Origin of the sequence: Pontivivens marinum (genome assembly GCF_900231835.1) — a bacterium.
Taxonomy (GTDB): domain Bacteria; phylum Pseudomonadota; class Alphaproteobacteria; order Rhodobacterales; family Rhodobacteraceae; genus Pontivivens; species Pontivivens marinum.
On the sequence record NZ_OCTN01000005.1, the window covers coordinates 91,572 to 111,865 of the forward strand.

Annotated in this window: 21 protein-coding genes; 12 read left to right on the forward strand and 9 right to left on the reverse strand. The window is 59.2% G+C overall.

All coding sequences use genetic code 11. The features are described 5' to 3' along the window. Nucleotides 1-24 precede the first annotated feature (24 nt). Nucleotides 25-561: an NADPH-dependent FMN reductase gene (locus CR254_RS12570; RefSeq protein WP_097930508.1), complete on the forward strand. Its 537-nt coding sequence runs from the start codon at nucleotides 25-27 to the stop codon at nucleotides 559-561. Here the strand turns inward: CR254_RS12570 and CR254_RS12575 are convergent. Beyond that, nucleotides 558-1,022, reverse strand: coding sequence for an Lrp/AsnC family transcriptional regulator (locus CR254_RS12575; RefSeq protein WP_097930509.1), 465 nt, complete (start codon nucleotides 1,020-1,022; stop codon nucleotides 558-560). The genes CR254_RS12570 and CR254_RS12575 overlap by 4 nt on opposite strands. A 134-nt stretch (nucleotides 1,023-1,156) precedes the next feature. On the opposite strand from CR254_RS12575, the gene hppD reads away from it, so the two are divergent. After that, nucleotides 1,157-2,266, forward strand: coding sequence for a 4-hydroxyphenylpyruvate dioxygenase (hppD, locus tag CR254_RS12580; RefSeq protein ID WP_097930511.1), 1,110 nt, complete (start codon nucleotides 1,157-1,159; stop codon nucleotides 2,264-2,266). 51 nt (nucleotides 2,267-2,317) lie between these two features. Here the strand turns inward: hppD and CR254_RS12585 are convergent, their stop codons facing one another. Next, nucleotides 2,318-2,797, reverse strand: coding sequence for an ester cyclase (locus CR254_RS12585; protein WP_097930513.1), 480 nt, complete (start codon nucleotides 2,795-2,797; stop codon nucleotides 2,318-2,320). Between the two features lie 127 nt (nucleotides 2,798-2,924). Between CR254_RS12585 and CR254_RS12590 the strand changes: the two genes are divergently transcribed. Next, a complete protein-coding gene (locus tag CR254_RS12590; protein WP_097930515.1) occupies nucleotides 2,925-3,815 on the forward strand; it encodes a LysR family transcriptional regulator in 891 nt (296 codons plus the stop codon). A gap of 60 nt (nucleotides 3,816-3,875) precedes the next feature. On the opposite strand, the gene infB is transcribed toward CR254_RS12590, so the two are convergent. The 5 genes from infB to mgtE form a co-directional block, all read right to left on the reverse strand. Continuing rightward, nucleotides 3,876-6,416 carry a translation initiation factor IF-2 gene (gene infB / locus CR254_RS12595; protein ID WP_097930517.1) on the reverse strand — a complete coding sequence of 847 codons (2,541 nt, stop codon included), beginning with the start codon at nucleotides 6,414-6,416 and terminating at the stop codon, nucleotides 3,876-3,878. Between the two features lie 78 nt (nucleotides 6,417-6,494). Beyond that, the gene (locus tag CR254_RS12600; RefSeq protein ID WP_097930518.1) at nucleotides 6,495-7,106 is read right to left on the reverse strand and encodes an RNA-binding protein; all 612 of its coding nucleotides are present in this window, start codon (nucleotides 7,104-7,106) and stop codon (nucleotides 6,495-6,497) included. 23 nt (nucleotides 7,107-7,129) lie between these two features. Then, on the reverse strand, nucleotides 7,130-8,764 hold the full coding sequence (gene nusA / locus CR254_RS12605; RefSeq protein WP_097930520.1) for a transcription termination factor NusA: 1,635 nt from the start codon (nucleotides 8,762-8,764) through the stop codon (nucleotides 7,130-7,132). 6 nt (nucleotides 8,765-8,770) lie between these two features. After that, a complete protein-coding gene (gene rimP, locus CR254_RS12610; RefSeq protein WP_097930815.1) occupies nucleotides 8,771-9,334 on the reverse strand; it encodes a ribosome maturation factor RimP in 564 nt (187 codons plus the stop codon). 217 nt (nucleotides 9,335-9,551) lie between these two features. Then, nucleotides 9,552-10,931 carry a magnesium transporter gene (gene mgtE / locus CR254_RS12615; protein WP_097930522.1) on the reverse strand — a complete coding sequence of 460 codons (1,380 nt, stop codon included), beginning with the start codon at nucleotides 10,929-10,931 and terminating at the stop codon, nucleotides 9,552-9,554. A 218-nt stretch (nucleotides 10,932-11,149) separates the two neighbouring features. On the opposite strand from mgtE, the gene rimO reads away from it, so the two are divergent. The 4 genes from rimO to CR254_RS12635 are packed head-to-tail and all read left to right on the forward strand — an operon-like array spanning nucleotide 11,150 to nucleotide 13,705. After that, nucleotides 11,150-12,529: a 30S ribosomal protein S12 methylthiotransferase RimO gene (gene rimO, locus CR254_RS12620; RefSeq protein WP_097930524.1), complete on the forward strand. Its 1,380-nt coding sequence runs from the start codon at nucleotides 11,150-11,152 to the stop codon at nucleotides 12,527-12,529. Further along, the gene (locus CR254_RS12625) at nucleotides 12,526-13,026 is read left to right on the forward strand and encodes a GNAT family N-acetyltransferase (RefSeq protein WP_097930526.1); all 501 of its coding nucleotides are present in this window, start codon (nucleotides 12,526-12,528) and stop codon (nucleotides 13,024-13,026) included. Before rimO ends, CR254_RS12625 begins: the two co-directional genes overlap by 4 nt. A gap of 9 nt (nucleotides 13,027-13,035) precedes the next feature. Beyond that, complete coding sequence (locus tag CR254_RS12630; protein ID WP_097930528.1) at nucleotides 13,036-13,266, forward strand: DUF8831 family protein; 231 nt, start codon at nucleotides 13,036-13,038, stop codon at nucleotides 13,264-13,266. Next, nucleotides 13,244-13,705, forward strand: a complete 462-nt coding sequence (locus CR254_RS12635) for a hypothetical protein (protein WP_097930530.1) — start codon at nucleotides 13,244-13,246, stop codon at nucleotides 13,703-13,705. The genes CR254_RS12630 and CR254_RS12635 overlap by 23 nt, the downstream gene beginning before the upstream one ends. Nucleotides 13,706-13,708: 3 nt before the next feature. Here the strand turns inward: CR254_RS12635 and CR254_RS12640 are convergent, their stop codons facing one another. Further along, nucleotides 13,709-15,133: a flavin-containing monooxygenase gene (locus tag CR254_RS12640; RefSeq protein WP_097930532.1), complete on the reverse strand. Its 1,425-nt coding sequence runs from the start codon at nucleotides 15,131-15,133 to the stop codon at nucleotides 13,709-13,711. Nucleotides 15,134-15,136: 3 nt separating this feature from the next. Next, on the reverse strand, nucleotides 15,137-15,403 hold the full coding sequence (locus tag CR254_RS12645) for a DUF167 domain-containing protein (RefSeq protein ID WP_097930817.1): 267 nt from the start codon (nucleotides 15,401-15,403) through the stop codon (nucleotides 15,137-15,139). A gap of 102 nt (nucleotides 15,404-15,505) precedes the next feature. Here CR254_RS12645 and CR254_RS12650 point away from each other — a divergent pair, with 102 nt between their 5' ends. From CR254_RS12650 to bhcC, 5 genes are all read left to right on the forward strand, one after another. Then, entirely contained in the window at nucleotides 15,506-16,105 is a 600-nt protein-coding gene (locus CR254_RS12650) for an AAA family ATPase (protein WP_097930534.1), read from the forward strand. Nucleotides 16,106-16,154: 49 nt separating this feature from the next. Beyond that, complete coding sequence (locus CR254_RS12655) at nucleotides 16,155-17,249, forward strand: histone deacetylase-like amidohydrolase (RefSeq protein WP_097930536.1); 1,095 nt, start codon at nucleotides 16,155-16,157, stop codon at nucleotides 17,247-17,249. A gap of 103 nt (nucleotides 17,250-17,352) precedes the next feature. Then, nucleotides 17,353-18,027, forward strand: coding sequence for an alpha/beta fold hydrolase (locus CR254_RS12660; protein ID WP_097930538.1), 675 nt, complete (start codon nucleotides 17,353-17,355; stop codon nucleotides 18,025-18,027). A 101-nt stretch (nucleotides 18,028-18,128) separates the two neighbouring features. Continuing rightward, nucleotides 18,129-18,971 (forward strand): bifunctional allantoicase/(S)-ureidoglycine aminohydrolase, encoded by an 843-nt coding sequence (locus CR254_RS12665; RefSeq protein ID WP_097930540.1) that lies wholly within the window; start codon nucleotides 18,129-18,131, stop codon nucleotides 18,969-18,971. A 123-nt stretch (nucleotides 18,972-19,094) separates the two neighbouring features. Further along, on the forward strand, nucleotides 19,095-20,258 hold the full coding sequence (gene bhcC, locus CR254_RS12670) for a 3-hydroxy-D-aspartate aldolase BhcC (protein WP_097930542.1): 1,164 nt from the start codon (nucleotides 19,095-19,097) through the stop codon (nucleotides 20,256-20,258). The last annotated feature ends 36 nt before the right edge of the window (nucleotides 20,259-20,294 follow it).

Genomic DNA, 20,294 nt, shown 5'->3' on the forward strand with positions numbered 1-20,294 from the left:
CATATACATCAGAAAGAGCATATCATGACACATCTCGTTGGTATTTCCGGCTCACTACGCGCCGCATCGTCAAACACACTTCTGGTGGATGAGGCTGCGCGCCTGTTTGCACCTGATATCTATACCCGCGCGGATTTGAACCTGCCCCTGCTGAATACCGATCTGGAAACCCCCGAATCGGTTCAACGCCTTGCTGATCTGGTGCGCGGTGCAGATGCGGTGATTATCTCCACCGCCGAATATAACAAAATGATCCCCGGCCTGCTGAAAAACGCACTCGATTGGTTGAGCATTCACCCCGACGGCAACCCCTTTATCGGTAAGCCCGTTGCGATCATGTCCAGCGCCGCCGGCCGGTCCGGTGGTGAGCGGTCGCAATACACTTTGCGCCACGCCCTGATCCCGCATGAGGCCCGTGTGCTGAGCGCACCAGAGGTCACCATTGCCGGTGCGAATGCCGCCTTTAACGATAATGGCCGCCTAAAGGACGACAAAAGCACCGAATTTCTGACAAAGCAGATGGACGCCCTAAAGTCGGAAATCGCCCTGCACAGCCGTTAAACTGCAATCGGCGCGTTATCCTTTAACCGCTCCATCACGATCTGGCTCTGCACCCGCGCGACGGCATCGTGGGGCAGCAGCACCTGCTGCACCAGATCGTTCAGCGCCACCAGATCGGCACAGAATACCCGCAGCATGTAATCTGCCTCTCCGGTCAGGGTCCACACGCTGACCACTGCGGGTGTGCGTTCCGCCAACCGAATGAAATCCTGCGCGTTTTCACGGCTATGCGCCGCCATTGTCACCTGCACAAATGCCTCAACCGTCGCGCCGATTTTCGCGGCATCAACGATGGCATTATAGCCGGTAATATAGCCCTCTTCCTCCAACCGCTGCCTCCGCCGCGCGCATTGCGAAGGGCTAAGATGCACCTGCTCTGCCAGCTCGGCCGAGGTCAGGCGAGAATTTCGTTGCAAACAGGTCAACAGCGCCCGATCCAGCGCGTCCAATTGGGTACTCATGCTTACTCCACGTACAAACTAGGCCATTCATATAATTTTGACGCACATTATGGGCAGTTTACCACCCACTTTGCGCACCGACAACGCATGCCCTGCAATATGCTGCTCTCAACAATCCCAGCAGGAGCACGATTATGGGCCCGTTTCCACACGACGCACCAAAAGCCACGATTTCCGAAACCAACCCCGCAGGCACCGATGGGTTCGAATTTGTCGAGTTCGCACATGCTGAGCCTGAGAAGCTGGACACACTTTTCCGCTCAATGGGCTACACACCTGTTGCGCAGCACAAGACCAAGGATATTACGCTCTACCGGCAGGGCAATATCAATTACATCGTGAACCGTGAGCCAAATAGCCACGCCTCGCAATTTGTAGAGGATCACGGCCCGTGCGCGCCTGCCATGGCATGGCGTGTGGTCGATGCGCAGGTCGCGCTAAAGCGGGCCATCGACACCGGCGCCACCGAATATACCGGCACGGGCAAGAGCATCGACGCCCCCGCCGTGATCGGCATTGGCGGCTCGCTGCTATATTTCATCGACAATTACGACGAAGGGAACTCACCCTACGATGCCGATTTCGACTGGATTGATGAGCGTGATCCAAAACCGGTCGGCGTCGGCTTCTACTACCTCGACCACCTGACCCATAACGTGGTGAAGGGGAATATGGACACTTGGTTCAAATTCTACTGCGACACGTTCAATTTCCGCGAGATCCGCTTCTTCGACATCGAGGGGAAATTCACCGGCCTTCTCAGCCGCGCGCTGACATCCCCCTGCGGTAAAATCCGCATTCCGATCAACGAGGATCGCGGTGAAAAGGGCCAGATCGTCGAGTATCTGAAGCGTTATAACGGTGAGGGCATTCAGCACATCGCCGTCGCGTCCGAGGATATCTACACCTCCGTCGATCAAATCCACGATAACGGCATCCGCTTCATGCCACCGCCCCCCGCGACATATTTCAAGCTGAGCCATGACCGCGTTGTCGGGCATGAGGAACCCATCGAGAAAATGATGAAGCACGGTGTGCTGATCGATGGTGAGGGCGTGGTTGATGGCGGCGAAACGCGCATCCTGCTGCAAATCTTTTCGAAAACCGTGATCGGCCCGATCTTCTTTGAGTTCATTCAGCGCAAGGGCGATGACGGATTTGGTGAGGGCAACTTCAAGGCTTTGTTTGAGAGCATCGAGGCAGACCAGATCGCCCGCGGCGTCGTCGGCGATGGTGCCGCCTGAGAACTGACAAACATGGCTGAGGGTGCGCAAAACACCCTCAGCCGATTTTACTTACTGACCAGACAGCTGACGCAGGGCTGTTGACCAATCCTCAACATGATAGGTTCGTGCGATCACCCCATCCGACAATTCGTGAATGTCGATGGCCATGATCTCAAAGCTGCGCCCCTCACCATCGACACCAAAGAACGGTGCGACCGGCGTACCCGTTGCGCGGCTGCGCACGATCACTGTATCTCCGTCCTGATGCATCGCCTCTACCGCCCAGTTCAGATCCGGAATCAGGTTCGCGAACCCACCAAGCTGACCGATAAACGCTTCGCTGGATTTAACCTGACCCGAATAATCACCGATGCTGCCCCAATCAGACGTGGTGGCCGCGCGGAAGGCGTCAGCGTGGGTGGCGGAGCCTGGATTGCTCAGGAAATCATAGAAAACTTGCACGGTGGATGTATCGTCGGCCATCGCGGCAGATGCGGATGTGACCAGTGCGATGGACAGGGCGGCGGCGGTTTTTTTGAAGTTCAACATGTCGGTTCTCCGAAGGGATGTGAGTGTAATCGGGCACGACCCTCGGCCCGTGCTTGCAGGTATAGACAGCCCCGCATTGTGCGATAATCTGGGATTGATAGATTTATAAATTCGGATTTCTTGCATAATGATCGATCAACTCCGCCAGATGGCCATCTTTGCCAAGGCTATCGACCACGGCTCCTTTCGCGGCGCCGCCACAGAATTGCGCCTGTCCCCCTCGGGCGTTAGCCACCACATTTCCCAGCTTGAGGAACATCTGGGCGTCGCTCTCGTCTATCGCACCACGCGAAAGCTGCGATTAACCCCACAGGGTGAGCGTTTGCTGGCGGCGACCCGCAAAATGCTGGACGCAGTTGAGGGTGAATTGCTGGACTTGACCTCAATCGCGAGCGAACCCAGCGGGGAGCTGCGCGTCACCGCCCCCTCCGTCCTGTCAAAATCGCCGCTAATGTCCACGATCGCGCTGTTCTTGCGAACCTATCCGCGCGTGCGCCTAACGCTCGACTTCTCGGATGAACGGCGTGAGTTGATAGATGACGGGTTCGATGTGGCAATCCGTATGATGATTGCACCGGCACGGGCCGCAAACACGCGCAAGCTGTTCGATGTGCATCGCCGTGTTGTCGCCTCGCCGGATTACATGGCGGACAGGCCCATGGCGACGCAGCCCGCAGATATCGCTGATTGGCCGTGGTTAGAACTGGCCCCCGTGCGCCATGCGCAGGCGACATTTCACAGGGGCGACGCCGTGCAAACCATCCCGCGCAGCACGACGCAATTGTCCTGCAATGATGCGCAGGGCCTGTACCGCTTGGCGTTGGCTGGTATCGGCTTGGCAATCGTGCCTGGGTTTCTGGCGACTGAGGATCACGCCGCCGGACGCATTTGCTACCCGATCCCCGATTGGCACGTCGCGCCTGCAACCGTTTTCGCCCAATGGCCAGCCAGCGCCCCGAAACACGGCCTGATCAAATTGCTGATCGATATGTTGAGCACCAAGCGCGCAGATTTCTGACCTCACGAAAAAGGCCCGCCATTTCTGACGGGCCTTTTGAATTCTAGCGACGGGGATAGATCAGAGCGTGCGCTCGATCTCCTCCGTCTCGAATATCTCGATGACATCGCCAGCGCGGATGTCTTCGTAATTCTCGAACGCCATACCGCATTCCTGACCGCCCTGAACCTCTTTGACTTCGTCCTTGAAGCGCTTGAGCGTTTTGAGCTTGCCCTGATGGATAACGACGTTGTCACGCAGCAGGCGAACACCTGCGGAACGACGGGCCACACCCTCAGTGATGACACAACCGGCAACTTTACCGACATTGGAGACCTTGAAGACCTCCTTGATCGCTGCGTAACCGATGAAGGTTTCACGAACCTCAGCCGACAACAGACCGGAAGCTGCCTGCTTCACGTCATCCACCAGATCATAAATGATCGAGTAGTAACGGATTTCCAGACCCTTCTGGTTCGCCGCTTCACGCGCCGGGGCGTTTGCACGAACGTTGAAGCCGATGATCGGCGCGCCGGCTGCTTCTGCCAGTGTCACGTCGCTCTCGGTGATGGCGCCAACGCCGGAATGCAGAACGCGCACCCGAACCTCGTCGTTACCAATCTTCTCCATCGCCTGAACAATCGCTTCGGCCGAACCCTGAACGTCCGCCTTAACCACGATGGGCAGCTCGGAAACGTCCTCATCTGCCTTGGCCTTCGCCAGAAGCTGATCGAGCGTGGTCGCAGCACCAGCCGCCGCGCGCTTATCCTTCGCGAGCTGCTGACGGTATTCCGCGATCTCACGGGCACGTGCCTCATCAGGAACCACGTTCAGAACATCGCCAGCCTCAGGTGTGCCGTTCAGGCCAAGAACCTCAACCGGAACCGAAGGACCAGCCTCCTCAACGCGCTCACCCTGATCGTTGATCAGTGCGCGCACACGGCCCCACTGCTCACCTACCACGAAGATATCGCCACGGCGCAATGTACCGTTCTGAACCAGAACTGTCGCAACAGGGCCACGGCCCACGTCCAGCTTTGCCTCGATCACGGCACCATCAGCGGCGCGATCAGGGTTGGAGCGCAGTTCGAGCAATTCAGCCTGAAGCGCGATATTCTCAAGCAATTTATCCAGACCAGCGCCGGTAACAGCCGAAACCTCAACATCCAGAACGTCGCCCGACATCGCTTCAACAACAACTTCATGTTGCAGAAGCTGCGTGCGCACCTTCATCGGATCGGCGCCGGGGCGGTCGATCTTGTTGATTGCGACGATCATCGGAACCTTCGCAGCCTTCGCATGGTGGATGGCTTCGATGGTTTGCGGCATGACCGAATCATCCGCAGCAACCACAAGGATAACGATATCCGTTACCTGAGCACCACGAGCACGCATCGACGTAAACGCCGCGTGACCCGGAGTATCGAGGAAGCTGAGAAGCGTCCCGTCATCCGTGGTGATCTGATACGCACCGATATGCTGCGTGATGCCGCCAGCCTCGCCAGACACAACGTTCGTCTTGCGAATCGCGTCGAGCAGCGAGGTTTTACCGTGGTCAACGTGACCCATGATCGTGATGACAGGCGCCCGAGGTTGCAGATCCGCCGGATCGTCCTGCACCAGCGTGATGACATCCTCGACGTCAGCATCCGATACGCGAACAACGCGGTGGCCAAATTCCTCAACGATCAATTCAGCCGTATCGGCATCGATCGTCTGGTTCTGTGTCGCCATGATGCCGCTTTGCATCAGGGATTTCACAACAGATGCGACCCGCTCAGCCATACGGTTGGCCAGTTCTGCCACCGTGATCGCCTCAGGGATCTTAACGTCGCGAACTACCTTTTCACGAGGCTCGTTCGAACCGCCACCCTTGCGGGCCTGACGTTCCTGACGGCGACGCATCGCTGCCATAGATTTCTGACGGCCACCTTCGCCACCCATCGCTTGGTTGATGGTCAGCTTACCGGAGCGACGCTTGTCACCACCCGGGGTCTTCTTGGCATTGCGGTCCTCACGACGGTCGTCACGCTTTGGCGCGGAACCCGGCGCGGTACGGCGCGGGCCCTCAACCTCGTTCGGTGGCGCAGGTGCGTCGGCGGGGGAGATTACGTTCTCCTCCTTCTTCGCCCGTGGCTTGTTCCGGGCGCGTGCTTCCTCGTCGGTTTTGCGCTTGGCTTCTTCAGCCTCCTGCATCGCCTTGGCCTCAGCCTCGGCGATTATGCGCGCCTCTGCCTCAGCAGCTTCACGCTCTTTGGTTTCTTTTTGCTCACGCAGGGCTGCGAGTTCTGCCTTACGGCGTTCCTCGGCCTCTTTTTCCTTTGCGACACGCTCAGCCTCAGATGCCTTCGCGGCCATAAGGGCGCGGCGGCGGCGTTCGATCTCGCTGTCAGAAACGGATGCACTGGCCCCGCCCTGTGCGCTGCGAACCTGCGCGGCATTTGCGCCGGCGGTCGCTGCTGTTCCAGGCTTGGGCACCACGACACGCTTTCGCTTCTTCTCCACGACGACCGATTTGGATCGCCCGTGGGAGAAGCTCTGCCGGACGCGGCTCGTCTCGGTCCCGCTACCGCGTGTCCCGACTGTCCTGCCCTTGTCGCCGTTGCCTTTGTTGTCGCTCATGCTGACCTTAACCTTTTTGTCGGAGCCCCGTGCCCCGTCGTGCAAATCTCATCTCGTCCGTCGCGCGCATCGCGGCGGTCAGTCTACTGAAACGGCCTGATGGCCCCGCAGCCCGTTTAGCCGCGACGCCTCCCTAAGGACCTGTTTCGTGACACCGCCCGCGTCCAGCGCGGCATGTATCACATTATCCCGTCGGAATGCCAAACCCAATTCCTCCCTGGAAAGACAGGAGATCACAGGCGCTTCCCTGGCCATCGGGCGGAGCTTGGCGCGTTGCGCGTCAGATCCATCGCTGGCCTCAATCAATGCGGCGACCGGACTGAATTTCAACCGCCGATGGACCGTATCGAACCCCATATGGGCCAGACCGGCCTTTCTGGCAAGAGCCAGCGCGTCTTGAAGTCGTCGCGTTAGCAACGCTTCTACCCGATCTGACAGGTCCGGAGTGGCCTTTACAGGTGCCTTGGCCGACCGACTGAACAGGTTTTTCTTTACCGCCAGATCAATCGCAGCACGGTCTGCGGTCACCCACATACCCCGCCCGGGTGCCTTTTCAGCCACATCAGGAAAAACATCGCCATCAGGCCCGACCACAAAGCGGACGAGGGGGGCGGTTGACCCGCACTCCCCCGTCGCTATGCAACGCCGTTCTGGCTCGCTGCGATCTTTTTCACGTCCACCGCGACTCACCGGCGATCCTCCGAAAGCTTCAATCAGCCCTCGGCCTCCTCATCTGCGTCCGCGCCTGCCTCAGCAGCTGCGGCCTCAGCGTCGGCGGCCTGTTGGGCAACCATTTCGTCAGCATCGATATAGCCCAGCAGCACGCGCGCCGTCAGAACCAGCTCTTTTGCTTCCTCAAGGCTGACATCGAATTGCTCCAGCAATCCGTCATCCTTAACCCGCTTGCCGTCTACAGTGGTGTAGCCGCCAGCCAGTTCCCAATCTGCACATTGTGCAAAATCGGTCAGGTTCATGATACCATCATCAGCCAGCGCAACGATCATCTGCGGGGTCAGGCCCTCGAATTCGAACAGCGAATCCTCGACGCCCATTTCCTTCGCCTTGGCCGTTGCGGCCGCGTTGATTGCGTCCAATGCCTCACGAGCACGGGTCTGAAGCTCCTGCGCTGTTTCCTCGTCGAACCCGTCGATTCCCGACAGCTCCTCGATTTCAACATAGGCAACTTCTTCAAGGCTGGTGAACCCTTCAGAAACCAGCAGCTGCGCGACCATCTCATCCGCATCCAGCGAATCCATGAACAGTTTCGAGCGGACAGCGAATTCAGCCTGACGACGCTCCGATTCCTCGGCCTCCGTCATGATGTCGATGTCCCAACCGGTCAGCTGGCTGGCCAGACGCACGTTCTGACCGCGGCGACCAATGGCCAGCGACAGCTGCTCATCAGGAACCACAACCTCGATACGGCCTGCTTCCTCATCCATCACAACCTTGGCCACCTCGGCTGGCTGCAATGCGTTGACGAGGAAGGTCGCAGCGTCGTCATTCCATGGAATGATGTCGATTTTCTCGCCGTTCAGCTCGTTCACAACGGCCTGAACGCGGCTACCACGCATACCGACGCAGGCGCCGACCGGATCAATGCCCGAATCGAACGAGATCACGCCGATCTTTGCGCGCGAACCCGGATCACGAGCCACTGCCTTGATTTCAATCACGCCGTCATAGATTTCAGGAACTTCCATCTTGAACAGCTCAGCCATGAATTCAGGCGCTGTACGCGACAGGAAGATCTGCGGGCCACGCTGCTCCAGACGTACGTCCTTGATGTAGGCGCGGATGCGGTCGCCATTGCGGAAGGCTTCGCGCTGGATCAACTGATCGCGGCGCAGCATTGCCTCACCACGGCCAACATCGACGATGACGTTGCCATATTCGGTACGCTTGACCAGACCGTTGATGATCGTGCCCTTGCGGTCCTTGAACTCGTCGTATTGACGCTCACGCTCAGCCTCACGCACACGCTGCATGATGACCTGCTTGGCCGACTGCGCGCCGATGCGGCTGAAATCCATAGGAGGCAGCAAATCGCTCAGCTCGGTGCCGATTTCTGCGTTGCGATCGACGTCACGGGCGTCGTGCAGGTCCAGCTCGGTAAAGTGGTCCTCGACCTCCTCCACCACGGTACGCACACGGGTCATGGTCAGATCGCCGGTCTTGCGGTCGATATGGGCGCGAATGTCGTAATCAGCGCCGTAACGGGCCTTTGCCGCCTTGGAATAGCTTTCTTCGAGCGCCTCGATAACCAAACCGGGGTCGATCATCTTTTCCCGCGCAACCGCGTCGGCGATCTGAAGAAGCTCAAGCTTGTTTGCTGCAACCGTTGCCATTGTCCGTTACTCCTCTTCGCTCGAGGCATCATCCTCGATGATCTCGTCAAATCCTTCGAGCTTGGTATCGCGCGCCTTCAGGCTCTCCGCGATCAGCTCATCGGTCAGAATCAGTTTTGCATCTGCCAGCCAGTCGAATTGCAGGCCAACAATGCCCTCGGCAATCTCGATCAGAATCTCGCCGTCCTGAACGCCGCGCAACTCACCGTTAAACCGGCGGCGATTGTCGATCAGTTCGGTTGTTTCAACCTTGGCCTGATATCCCTCGTAACGCTCAAAATCCTTGAGGCGTGTCAGCGGGCGATCAATACCGGGCGAGGAAACTTCGAGGGCATATTCCCCCTCGATCGGGTCCTCGACATCCATCAGCGCGGAAACGGTGTTCGAAATCTTGGCGCAATCATCCACCTCGATCCCACCCTCGGGCCGCTCGGCCATGATCTGCACGACCTTGGTTTTGCCGCCCATGAACCGGATGCGCACGATTTCAAAGCCCATATCCTCAATGGCGGGCGCAATGATATCATGGATGCGGCGATCAATGGACGCCTTTGCAATCATATCAGTCATGAATACGGGCACCTTTCGGGCATAAAAAAACGGGCCAGCGGCCCGTTGCATGTTTCGGTGATCGTCGGGGGTGGAGGCCGACAGTCGCTGTTATCGTCTCATATACGCCCACATGCCCGTTCACGCAAGCCCCGCCACATTCATCGCATTCTTGCAATATCCCCGCCGGAGGCATCCGCAGATAACCACGATCACCTCCGACCAGTATATTCACAGCTTACAGCAACAACACCGACGCCAGCCCAAGGAACAGCATAAAGCCGACCACATCCGTCACCGTCGTCACAAATGTCCCCGAGGCAAGCGCCGGATCGGCGCCGACCTTATCCAATGTCAGCGGCACAATAATGCCCGCCAAACCAGCCACAGCCATATTGCCGATCATCGCAATGGCCAGCACCAGCCCCAGCATCGGGCTGCCAAACCACACGATACCGACGACCGAGATAATTGCAGCAAAGGCGATGCCGTTCAGCGTACCAGCCACCAATTCACGCCGAACCACCCGCATGGCGTTCGATCCGGTAAGGTCGCGCGTGGCAATCGCCCGCACCGCCACCGTCAGCGTTTGTGTGGCGCCATTGCCGCCCATGCTGGCCACAATCGGCATCAGCACGGCCAGCGCGACCACCGCCTCAATCGTGGCGGAGAACAGCGAAATCACGACCGAGGCCAAAATCGCCGTAATCAAATTAACCAACAACCAAGGGAATCGCTGCCGCGCAATCTCCCATGTGGTGTCCGAGATTTCCTCGTCACCCACACCGGCCAGCAGGCGCATATCCTCCTCTGCCTCATCCTCCAGCACGTCCATCGCATCATCCATGGTGATGATACCGACCAACCGGCCATCGGCATTCACAACCGGCGCCTGGATCATGTGATACTGGTTGAACGCGTAGGCGACATCCTCCTGCGATTGATCCACAGGGATCGTACGCAGCTTTTTCTCCATCAGATGTTCCAGCATGACACTGCGCGGATGCGCCATCACACGGCCCAGACGCACCTCACCAATCGGGCGCATGGCCGGATCAACGACGATGATGTCATAGAACTGTTCGGGCAAATCATCCGATGCCCGCATAAAATCGATCACATCGCCCACGGACCAATGCGCGGGGGCTGTGACCATCTCGCGCTGCATCAGACGACCGGCGGAATATTCCGGATAGGTCAGCGATTGCTCAACCGCGACACGATCCACATCGTCGAGCTGGTCGAGCAGCTCCTCCTTTTCCGCGTCCTCCAGATCCTCAACCAGATACACCATGTCATCTGTGTCGAGCTCCTGAACCGCTGCGCCCAACTGGGCCGCTGTCAGGGTTTCCAGAACGTCGTCGCGAACGCCTTCCTCCAGCTCCGACAGAACCTCGGGGTCGATATCGGCGCCCCACATCTGGATCATGCGAATACGCTTGGGCTGTTCGATCTGCTCCAACAAATCGGCCACGTCGGCGGGGTGCATATGGCCCAGGAATTCAAGCAGCCGGTCGCGCGCGCCCACTTCGAGCGCGGCCAGAATGGCGTCCACCGTCGCGGCGTTCAGCGCGTAGACGTCTTCGTTCTGGTGCGGCTCTTGCAGGTTTTCGGCCATTCACGATCTCCAAAAATCGGGGTTCATCTTTGTCTTAGCACGCGTTTGCGCCATGGAAAGGGCATCTGCGCAGCACAACACCACCTGCGCGACAATTTTACAAAATCCAGTCACTTGCACCGCCCAGCGCCTGAAAAACGTGCAGAATTATCACGACATCGCGTCGGGGATGCATCTAGCTACTTTGCGGGATCGCGAACTGGTTGTAAGAGGCGGGCATGAGCACCAATCCACCAGATATTCGCCCCGACCTCGCCCCTGCCGCCGTCATTCGCGGTGAGGCCCGTCCAGGCCAGCCAACCATCGGCATGGTTTCCCTTGGCTGCCCCAAGGCGCTGGTGGATTCCGAGCGTATCCTGACCCGTTTGCGCAGCGAGGGCTACGCCATCACCGGCGACTATGCCGGTGCGGACAGCGTGATCGTGAACACCTGCGGCTTCCTGGACAGCGCCAAGGCCGAATCGCTTGAGGCAATCGGCGAGGCCCTGCGCGAAAACGGTAAGGTCATCGTGACCGGCTGTTTGGGCGCGGAGGAAGATTACATTCGCGGCACCCACCCATCGGTCATGGCCGTCACCGGCCCGCATCAATACGAGCAGGTGCTGGACGCCGTGCACGCCGCCGTGCCGCCGGACCCCGATCCGTTCATCGATCTGATGCCGCCAGCGGGCCTGAAACTGACCCCGCGCCATTACGCCTATCTGAAGATTTCCGAGGGCTGTAACCACAAGTGTAAGTTCTGCATCATCCCCGATATGCGCGGCAAACTGTCCTCGCGCCCCGTCCATGCTGTATTGCGTGAGGCGGAGAAGCTGGTTGAAAGCGGCGTAAAGGAAATCCTCGTAATCTCGCAGGACACCTCCGCCTATGGTGTGGACCGCAAACATGACACCCATCCATGGAAGGGCGGCGAGGTTCGCACCCACATGGAGGATCTGAGTCGCGAGCTAGGCAAGCTGGGCGCATGGGTGCGCCTGCATTACGTCTACCCCTACCCCCACGTGGACAAACTGATCCCGCATATGGGTGAGAACCTGCTGCCCTATCTGGACATCCCGTTCCAACACTCGCACCCCGATGTGCTGAAGCGTATGGCCCGCCCCGCCGCGTCCTCCAAAACGCTGGAGCGGATCGCCGCTTGGCGCGCCATAAACCCCGATATTATCCTGCGCTCCACCTTTATCGTCGGTTATCCCGGTGAGACGGAGGAGGAATTCCAGCATCTGCTCGACTGGATGGAGGAGGCCCGTCTGGATCGTGTCGGCGCATTCAAATACGAAAACGTCGCAGGAGCCCGCAGCAACACCCTGCCCGATCACGTGCCAGAGGACGTGAAGGATGAACGCTACGCCCGCTTCATGCAGGTCGCCCAGCGCATTTCCGCTGAGAAGCTGGAGGCCAAGGTCGGCACAATCCAGCATGTCATCGTAGACAGCGTCGATGACGAGGGCGCCGTCTGCCGGACCAAGGCTGACGCCCCCGAAATCGACGGCAACCTGTTCATTGACGAGGGGTTCGAGCATCTGTCCCCCGGCGACATCATCAGCGTTAAGGTGGACGAGGCCAGCGAATACGACCTGTGGGGCACGCCCGTATGATCCGCACAGCGACACCGGATGACTTACCGGCCATCGCGGCGCTGCATTTGCAAAGCTGGCGAACGACCTATGACGGGTTGCTGCCAGCCGATTATCTGGGCGCAGGAGCAGAGGCGCAATTGCGCGCCAAATGGGCCGATCTGCCCAGGGGTACAACGCTGGTCGCGATGCAGGGCGACCGGCTGGCCGGATTTATCAGCGTCAATACCGGCAACCCCGCCTATCTGGATGCGCTGCATATTGCGGGCTTTGCACAGGGCGGCGGCCTTGGCCCCCGCCTGATCGCCGCAGCCTTTGCACAAATCGCAGCGCAGGGCGTCACTGCGGCCTATCTGTATATCGTCGATGGCAATGATGGCGCACGGCGGTTTTATGAACGGCTGGGCGCGATGGAAACATGGCGTGGTCCCGATCCCGACTACGATTTCCCTTCCACCGCGATCCGGCTGGACTGGCGCGACATTTCACCCCTAGTGGGAATGGCCAAAGCCCCCTAGGCTCGCCCCATGTTTACAATCGAACACGAATTCGACGCGACCGTTGTCACACTGGTCGGCGACAATCCCACGGCCGAGGACGTGACCATCACGCTATTCGACGATGGCGCGCGGGTTGAACAACTGGATGCACGCACTGGCAAGGTTCAGGCACTGACCCTGACCACCGCGCAATTACGCGACCTGCATGCAGCACTGGATTTGCCCGAGGGCAGCTATGCTCGCGACACCAAAGGGTAGGGACGGGATAGCCAGCCTGAGCATCAGCCTTATAGAATTTGCGGGCTATACCCTGTCCGTTGCAGGTTTTTTCTGGATCACCGCTTTGTGGCGCGGCATGAACGCACCGCCCAGCGATATGGCTACCTCAGATATAATCGGCACAGTGGCATTCGCAGCACTCGCCGGATTGGCCATAGCCGTGACCAGCGGGATCATCTGCCTTTTCTTCGTCAGCTATCTGCTGCTGCCGTTCATAACGCGGGTTCTTTTCAGGAATGACCGGATCGCCCTGCCGGCTACATTCGTCCTGATCGAAACACACTACGTGGTGGCGCTGTGCTGGATGGCGCAGGATTTCGGGTGGCAAATCTCTTTGCCCCTCGCCCTCGCCACCCTGATGAATAGCGTCCTGCTATACCTATTCCTGCGCCGACCACACCTGCACAGAACCTATTAGGGCCTAGCGGGTAAAGGTCAGCACACCGTCATCCACCGGCGCATAGCGGAATTCGTAGATGTCTCTCAGATAGTTCTGATGCACCCGCCACGGCGCCCGATTGCCCTGTAGCGGCAACTCCCCCACCCCGCGCTTGATATAGCCAGCGGTTAGCGGCACAGCGGGCTTTCGCGGCATGTCCGCAGGCAGCTTTGGCACGACACTGGTTGCCTCGACACGTTCCATCCGGTCCAGAACACGCACCACCCAGCGGGCGATCAGCTCGCATTTCAGGGTCCAGCTTGCATTGGTATACCCGAACATCTGCGCGAAATTCGGCACACCGGACAGCATCGCGCCCTTATAGCTGACCAAATCGGGAAAGCGGACCTGCCCCCCATCCACCGACAAATCGGCCCCACCGCCCAAGCGTAGGCGCAGCCCCGTCGCGGTAATGATGATATCTGCGGGGATGAAATCACCCTGCTGCATCCGCACGCCCTGCCCCTCGAACCGATCAATATGACCGGTGCGGATACTGGCCCCGTCGCGCAGCGCATCAAACATATCACCATCCGGCGCGACGCAAATCCGCTGATCCCACGGCCCATAGGGGGCCTGAAAATGTGCGGGGTCCACATCTGCCCGCTTCGCCGCCTTACCGGCCAGCATGCGCCCCATAAGGTCCGGCCACGCCCGCGTCACCTGATAGGACAGCATCCCCACCACGATGTTTTTCCACCGCGTTATGGCGTGAGAGGTCCGCGCAGGCACAACACGATCCAGCCACCCTGCGATCCGGTCACGAGCAGGCATCTGCACCACATATGAGGGCGTGCGCTGGATCAGCGTCACATGGGCCGCATCCCGTGCCAGTTCCGGCAGCAAAGTCACCGCCGTCGCACCGCTGCCGATAATGGCCACATTCTTACCGGCCCAATCCAAACCATCGGGCCAATGCTGCGGGTGAACCATCGCTCCGCTGAAATCGTCCTGCCCGTCGAAATCAGGCAAGTAGCCGGATTCGTAGTCATAATAACCAGTGCAGCCCAACAGAAAGCGGCAGGTCAACGTTTGTTGGCCCTGCGGTGTATCCACATGCAGGTGCCATATCTGCGCGGCACTATCCCAGTTCGCCGCGACCAACCGATGATTAAACCGGATCAGTCGCTGCACATCCTGATCGCGTGCCGTATCGCGGATATATTCAAGGATAGACGGCCCATCCGTGATCGCCCTCTGACCTCGCCACGGGCGAAAGGAATAGCCAAGCGTATGCATATCACTGTCCGATCGCACACCGGGATACTGGAATAAATCCCATGTGCCGCCAATGCTGCTACGCCCCTCTAGCACAACGATATTATCGTTTGGGCGAGCCACACTGATCACGCTGGCCGCGCAGATGCCCGACAGGCCAGCACCGATTATGATGACATCTGCATCCATGTGCTAATCCCCGTGCTCGATCAGGAAAACCTTATCACGGCTGGCCTCCCCCCGCACGAGGATCACTGCGGATTTAGGCAAGCCAAACGCCCGTGCCAGCAGGGCAATAACCGCCTTGTTCGCCTTGCCGCCCTCGGGCACGGTCGTGACTGCCACGCGCATCGGATCACCGGGGACCAAGCGTTCCGCCGATGCGCCGGGGCTGACGCGCACCGGCAATTTTCCGTCAGGGCCGACATGGTCGATAGGGTTCAGGCTGCCACGTTTCATGGCACCACGGTCACGCGCCACAGACCTAAGCGCAAGTCGATTTCGGTTCTCTTTACCTGCGAAAGGCGTCACGCTACGCTTTATTGCACTGCGGGGTAGGAAATGGGCCGGATCATTACGTTTGCACAACAAAAGGGCGGCGCGGGGAAAACAACCGTGCTGACTCAACTGGCCCATCACTGGCTGGCAACCGGAGTCACGGTCGCCTTGGTCGATCTGGATCCGCAGGGCTCGCTCAGCCGTTGGGCCAGCATGCGGGGCGATATGGAATGCACCGCCAGTTCCGATTGGAAGGCAGGGTCGGATATCCGCGCCGCCGCGCGTAAGGCGGATCTGGTTCTGGTCGATTGCCCTGGAAACGCTGACATTTTGCTGCGTGCCACGATCCGCGATAGCGATCTGGTGGTTGCGCCTGCTCAACCCTCGATGATGGACCTATGGGCGCTGGAACCGGTGGTTGAGATGGCACGTAAGGAGAAAACCCCCCTGCGCGTATTGCTGAACCGCGTGCCGCCAACGGGGCGTGCAGCACAGGATGCGCGGGACGTGGTGACCGCTGACCTGCTGGACGAACAGATGGGGAATCGCGTTGTTTTTCAACAAGCTTTCGCTGTTGGAAAGGCCGCCGCAGAACTGCAACCACGGTCCAAAGCAGCCAGCGAGGTCGCAGCAATCGCGGCCGCACTAGACGCAATCGAATAGTTGCAATCGTGGCTCCATCCGTCTCAACTACTCCAAAACGGGAGGGCGGTTGATGACGGCGTTTTACAGTGATGAGCGGTGCTTTTGGCATTCCGGCGGCAACTATGCCCTGACCGCGCCCGTGGGTGGTTTGGTACAGCCGCTTGCCGCAGGTGGATTGCCCGAAAGCCCTGAAACCAAACGGCGTTTGCGCAATTTGATCGACGTTACCGGCCTGTCACGCGATCTGGTGATGACCAGCGCACCAATGGCGAGCGAGGAGGCATTGCGCCGCATTCACCCCGCCGATTACCTGAGCGAATTCAAACACCTGTCGGATAGTGGTGGCGGTGAGTTGGGCCAGCGAACGCCCTTTGGCCCCGGCGGGTACGAGATTGCCGCGCTATCCGCGGGACTGGTTTCTGCCGCCGTGCAGGGGGTGCTGCGCGGGCAGCATGAAAACGCCTATGCTCTCAGCCGTCCACCGGGTCATCACTGCCTGCCCGATACGCCTATGGGCTTTTGTTTATTGGCAAATATCGCCATCGCGATTGAGGAAGCCCGCGCAGCAGGGCTGGCCAAACGCTTTGCCGTTGTGGATTGGGATGTGCATCATGGCAACGGGACGGAGGCTATTTTTGCCAATGATTCCGAAGCCTTGACCACATCCATCCATCAGGCCGCAAACTATCCATGGCATAGCGGCGGGGTTGAAACCGATGCCCAAGCCAACATCAATATCCCCCTGCCCCCCGGCGCGGGGCATGCCGCCTATCTGCACGCGATGCACCGGATTGTGGTGCCGGCGCTGCGCCAGTTTGAACCGGAAATGATCATTATTGCATGTGGTTACGATGCTAGCGGCGTTGATCCCTTGGCCCGTATGCTGGCCGGATCGGATACCTTTGCCGCCATGACCCAGCAGGTGATGCAAGCCGCCGATGAGCTGTGTCAGGGTCGTTTGGCCATGGCGCATGAGGGTGGCTATTCCGAGGTTCACGTCCCCTTTTGCGGCCATGCCGTGCTGTCCGAAATGGCACGCAGCACGATCACCGCCGACGACCCGCTCGGCCCGCGCATCACCGCGCAACAGCCCGATGCGCGGATGAATGCGGTTTATCGCGGCCTGATCGACGAGATCGCCGTTTACAATGGTTACCACTGAAAGAGGCAGGCTGCGCTGTGGCTGCTTTGCGGCTGCTCTATGGCTGGCAAGTGGCTGGCCCACCCGCATTCGTTAACAAGATTCATCTATTGTGGAGCGCCCGATGACGCTGATCCTGATCCCCGGCCATCTATGCGACAGCCGCCTATACGCACCGCAAACGCAGCAGCGCGACGACATCATCATTGCCGATGTCACGCAGGATGATGATCTGGGCGCTATGGCGAATCGGTTGCTGGCCACTGCGCCGGAACAGTTCGATCTGGGCGGGCTGTCGATGGGCGGCATGATCGCGATGGAGGTTCTGGCCCGCGCCCCCCACCGTGTACGCCGCGCCTGCCTGATGGCAACCGACCCCACAGCCGCCCGACAGGTGGAGCAGGACTGGCGCGCCGGAATGCAGGCGAATGTGCGGGCCGACGGTCTGGCCGCATTCTCGACCCCGTTCACGGCCATGTTCTTTGCCCATGATACGGATGTTGCCGCCCGTCTGGCCGCGCCGGTTGCGGAAATGGTCGCGGCTATGGATGAGGATCTATATCACCGCCAATCCAACGCGCTGAACACACGGCGGGACATGTTGGAACGGTTGGCCGATTGCGCGGTGCCAGTACAGATCATCGTCGGGTCCGAGGATCGGATTTGCCCGCCAAAGCTGCACCAGAAACTGGCCGCCGCCCTGCCCAATGCGACCCTGACACAGGTTGACGGCTGCGGGCATCTGGTCAGTCTGGAACGCCCCGATGTGGTGAACGAAATTTTGCACAGCCCCGGTTGATTGCCAAATTTTCCCGAAAGGTGCTGTCGCCCCATTGCGGGTGGATCATCCTATGCCGTAACCACATATTTATATGACGTAATGTCGCATCAGGAGCCGCCATGTCACCCAAGTATTTTGCCCCCACAGGCGGGCACCCCGGGCAGGAGCAGCTTCTAACCGACCGCGCCGTTTTCACCGATGCCTATGCCGTGATCCCCAAGGGGACGATGCGCGATATAGTTACCAGTTTTCTGCCCTTTTGGGAGAAAACGCGCCTATGGGTGATCGCCCGCCCGATGAGCGGTTTTTCCGAGACATTCTCGCAATATATCATGGAGGTCGCCCCCGGTGGCGGGTCCGACCGGCCTGAATCCGACCCTGACGCGCAGGGCGTTCTGTTCGTGGTGGAGGGGGAGGCAACCCTGACCGTCAACGGCGAGACGCATGTTCTGGCCGAAGGTGGGTACGCTTACCTACCGCCGTCCAGCGGCTGGACGCTGCACAATGCCAGCGATCAAACCCTGCGGTTCCACTGGATTCGCAAGGCCTATGAAGCGGTGAACGGCCTCGACCAACCCGATGTTATCATCGCGAACGAGCAGGACATCCCCCCCACCATCATGCCGGATACGGACGGTAAATGGGGGACGACCCGCTTTGTCGACCCCGCCGATCTGCGTCATGACATGCACGTCACCATTGTGACGTTTGAGCCGGGGGCGGTTATCCCCTTCCTTGAAACGCATGTGATGGAACACGGGCTATATGTGTTGGAGGGTAAGGCCGTTTACCGCCTGAACAGCGACTGGGTTGAGGTCGAGGCAGGCGACTACATGTGGCTGCGCGCCTTTTGCCCGCAGGCCTGTTATGCGGGTGGCCCCGGTAAGTTCCGGTATTTGCTGTATAAAGACGTGAACCGGCATATGGGCTTGCGTCCCTTGGCCGCGCCGAACCGGCGATAGGGTTGCGCGCACGCGCTACGGGACATTCGCTGAACGCATGGACTTGGTGCTTTTAACCGCGCCAATCCCACGGCTAATCTGCGCCCATCAACCGGCAATGCAGATTACGCGAGGGGATTTTTCATGAGCGCAGCAACCAATTTCGACGGGCTCGAGGTCGGCTATGATATCCCCGCACTGCCCGGCATGGATGAGGCTGATATTCAGACGCCGTGCCTGATACTGGATCTGGACGCGCTGGAAACCAACATCAAGAAGATGGGCGATTACGTTCGCGCCCATAACATGCGCCTGCGCGTTCACTGCAAGATGCACAAATCGGTCGATATCGCCAAATTGCAGCAAACGCTGGGCGGCGCGGTGGGGGTGTGTTGTCAAAAGGTATCCGAGGCGGAGGTTTTCGCCCGTGGTGGCATCACCGATATCCTGATCACCAATGAGGTGACGGATCCCCTGAAAATCGACCGTCTGGCCCGTATGCCCAAACTGGGCGCGCGGATTTTGTGCTGCGTTGATGATCCCGAAAATGTCGCCGCCCTGTCCGCCGCCGCCGTCAAGCATGGCACGCAGATCGAGGCCTTGGTCGAGATTGATTGTGGCGCGAACCGCTGCGGCGTGGAAACCGCGCAGGAGGTGGTCGAGATCGCGCAGCTGATCGACGCCGCTGAGGGGCTGAAATTCGCAGGGATTCAGGCCTATCAGGGCGCTATGCAACATATCGACCTATACGATGATCGCCGCGCCGCTGTGGACAGTGCCGTGACGCAAGTCACCGAGGCGGTTGATGCATTGCGGGCGCATGGTTTGGAATGCGATATCGTGGGCGGCGGCGGCACCGGCTCCTATCAATTCGAGAGCGAGTCGGGGGTTTATAATGAGCTGCAATGCGGCTCCTACGCGTTTATGGATGCCGATTACGGGCGCATTCTGGATAAATCCGGCCACCGGATCGATTATGGTGAATGGCGTAATGCCCTGTTCATCCTGACCAGCGTGATGAGCCATACAAAGGTGGATCAAGCTGTCGTTGATGCGGGGCTAAAGGTGCAGTCGCTGGATAGCGGGCTGCCGATTATCTTTGGTCGCAACGATGTCGAATACCTCAATTGCTCGGATGAACATGGTGAGGTCGCGGATCCCCGTGGTGCGTTGAAAATCAATGACAAGCTGCGGCTGGTTCCCGGTCACTGCGATCCGACCTGCAATTTGCATGATTGGTATGTTGGCGTGCGCAAAGGCAAGGTTGAGTCGCTGTGGCCCGTTTCGGCCCGTGGCAAGGCATTCTGAGCCCCAAAAGGGTCCGACTGGTGCAGCCGGACCCTA

Bases quoted from the DNA above. Each gene is read 5' to 3' on its own strand.
- rimP (WP_097930815.1), bottom strand. From the start codon at position 9,334: ATGACTGATATGATTGCAAAGGCGTCCATTGATCGCCGCATCCATGAT.
- CR254_RS12660 (WP_097930538.1), top strand. From the start codon at position 17,353: ATGACGCTGATCCTGATCCCCGGCCATCTATGCGACAGCCGCCTATAC.
- nusA (WP_097930520.1), bottom strand. From the start codon at position 8,764: ATGGCAACGGTTGCAGCAAACAAGCTTGAGCTTCTTCAGATCGCCGAC.
- CR254_RS12630 (WP_097930528.1), top strand. From the start codon at position 13,036: ATGTTTACAATCGAACACGAATTCGACGCGACCGTTGTCACACTGGTC.
- CR254_RS12640 (WP_097930532.1), bottom strand. From the start codon at position 15,133: ATGGATGCAGATGTCATCATAATCGGTGCTGGCCTGTCGGGCATCTGC.
- CR254_RS12665 (WP_097930540.1), top strand. From the start codon at position 18,129: ATGTCACCCAAGTATTTTGCCCCCACAGGCGGGCACCCCGGGCAGGAG.
- bhcC (WP_097930542.1), top strand. From the start codon at position 19,095: ATGAGCGCAGCAACCAATTTCGACGGGCTCGAGGTCGGCTATGATATC.
- CR254_RS12590 (WP_097930515.1), top strand. From the start codon at position 2,925: ATGATCGATCAACTCCGCCAGATGGCCATCTTTGCCAAGGCTATCGAC.
- CR254_RS12645 (WP_097930817.1), bottom strand. From the start codon at position 15,403: ATGAAACGTGGCAGCCTGAACCCTATCGACCATGTCGGCCCTGACGGA.
- CR254_RS12570 (WP_097930508.1), top strand. From the start codon at position 25: ATGACACATCTCGTTGGTATTTCCGGCTCACTACGCGCCGCATCGTCA.
- mgtE (WP_097930522.1), bottom strand. From the start codon at position 10,931: ATGGCCGAAAACCTGCAAGAGCCGCACCAGAACGAAGACGTCTACGCG.
- hppD (WP_097930511.1), top strand. From the start codon at position 1,157: ATGGGCCCGTTTCCACACGACGCACCAAAAGCCACGATTTCCGAAACC.
- CR254_RS12585 (WP_097930513.1), bottom strand. From the start codon at position 2,797: ATGTTGAACTTCAAAAAAACCGCCGCCGCCCTGTCCATCGCACTGGTC.
- CR254_RS12635 (WP_097930530.1), top strand. From the start codon at position 13,244: ATGCTCGCGACACCAAAGGGTAGGGACGGGATAGCCAGCCTGAGCATC.
- CR254_RS12625 (WP_097930526.1), top strand. From the start codon at position 12,526: ATGATCCGCACAGCGACACCGGATGACTTACCGGCCATCGCGGCGCTG.
- rimO (WP_097930524.1), top strand. From the start codon at position 11,150: ATGAGCACCAATCCACCAGATATTCGCCCCGACCTCGCCCCTGCCGCC.
- CR254_RS12650 (WP_097930534.1), top strand. From the start codon at position 15,506: ATGGGCCGGATCATTACGTTTGCACAACAAAAGGGCGGCGCGGGGAAA.
- infB (WP_097930517.1), bottom strand. From the start codon at position 6,416: ATGAGCGACAACAAAGGCAACGGCGACAAGGGCAGGACAGTCGGGACA.
- CR254_RS12575 (WP_097930509.1), bottom strand. From the start codon at position 1,022: ATGAGTACCCAATTGGACGCGCTGGATCGGGCGCTGTTGACCTGTTTG.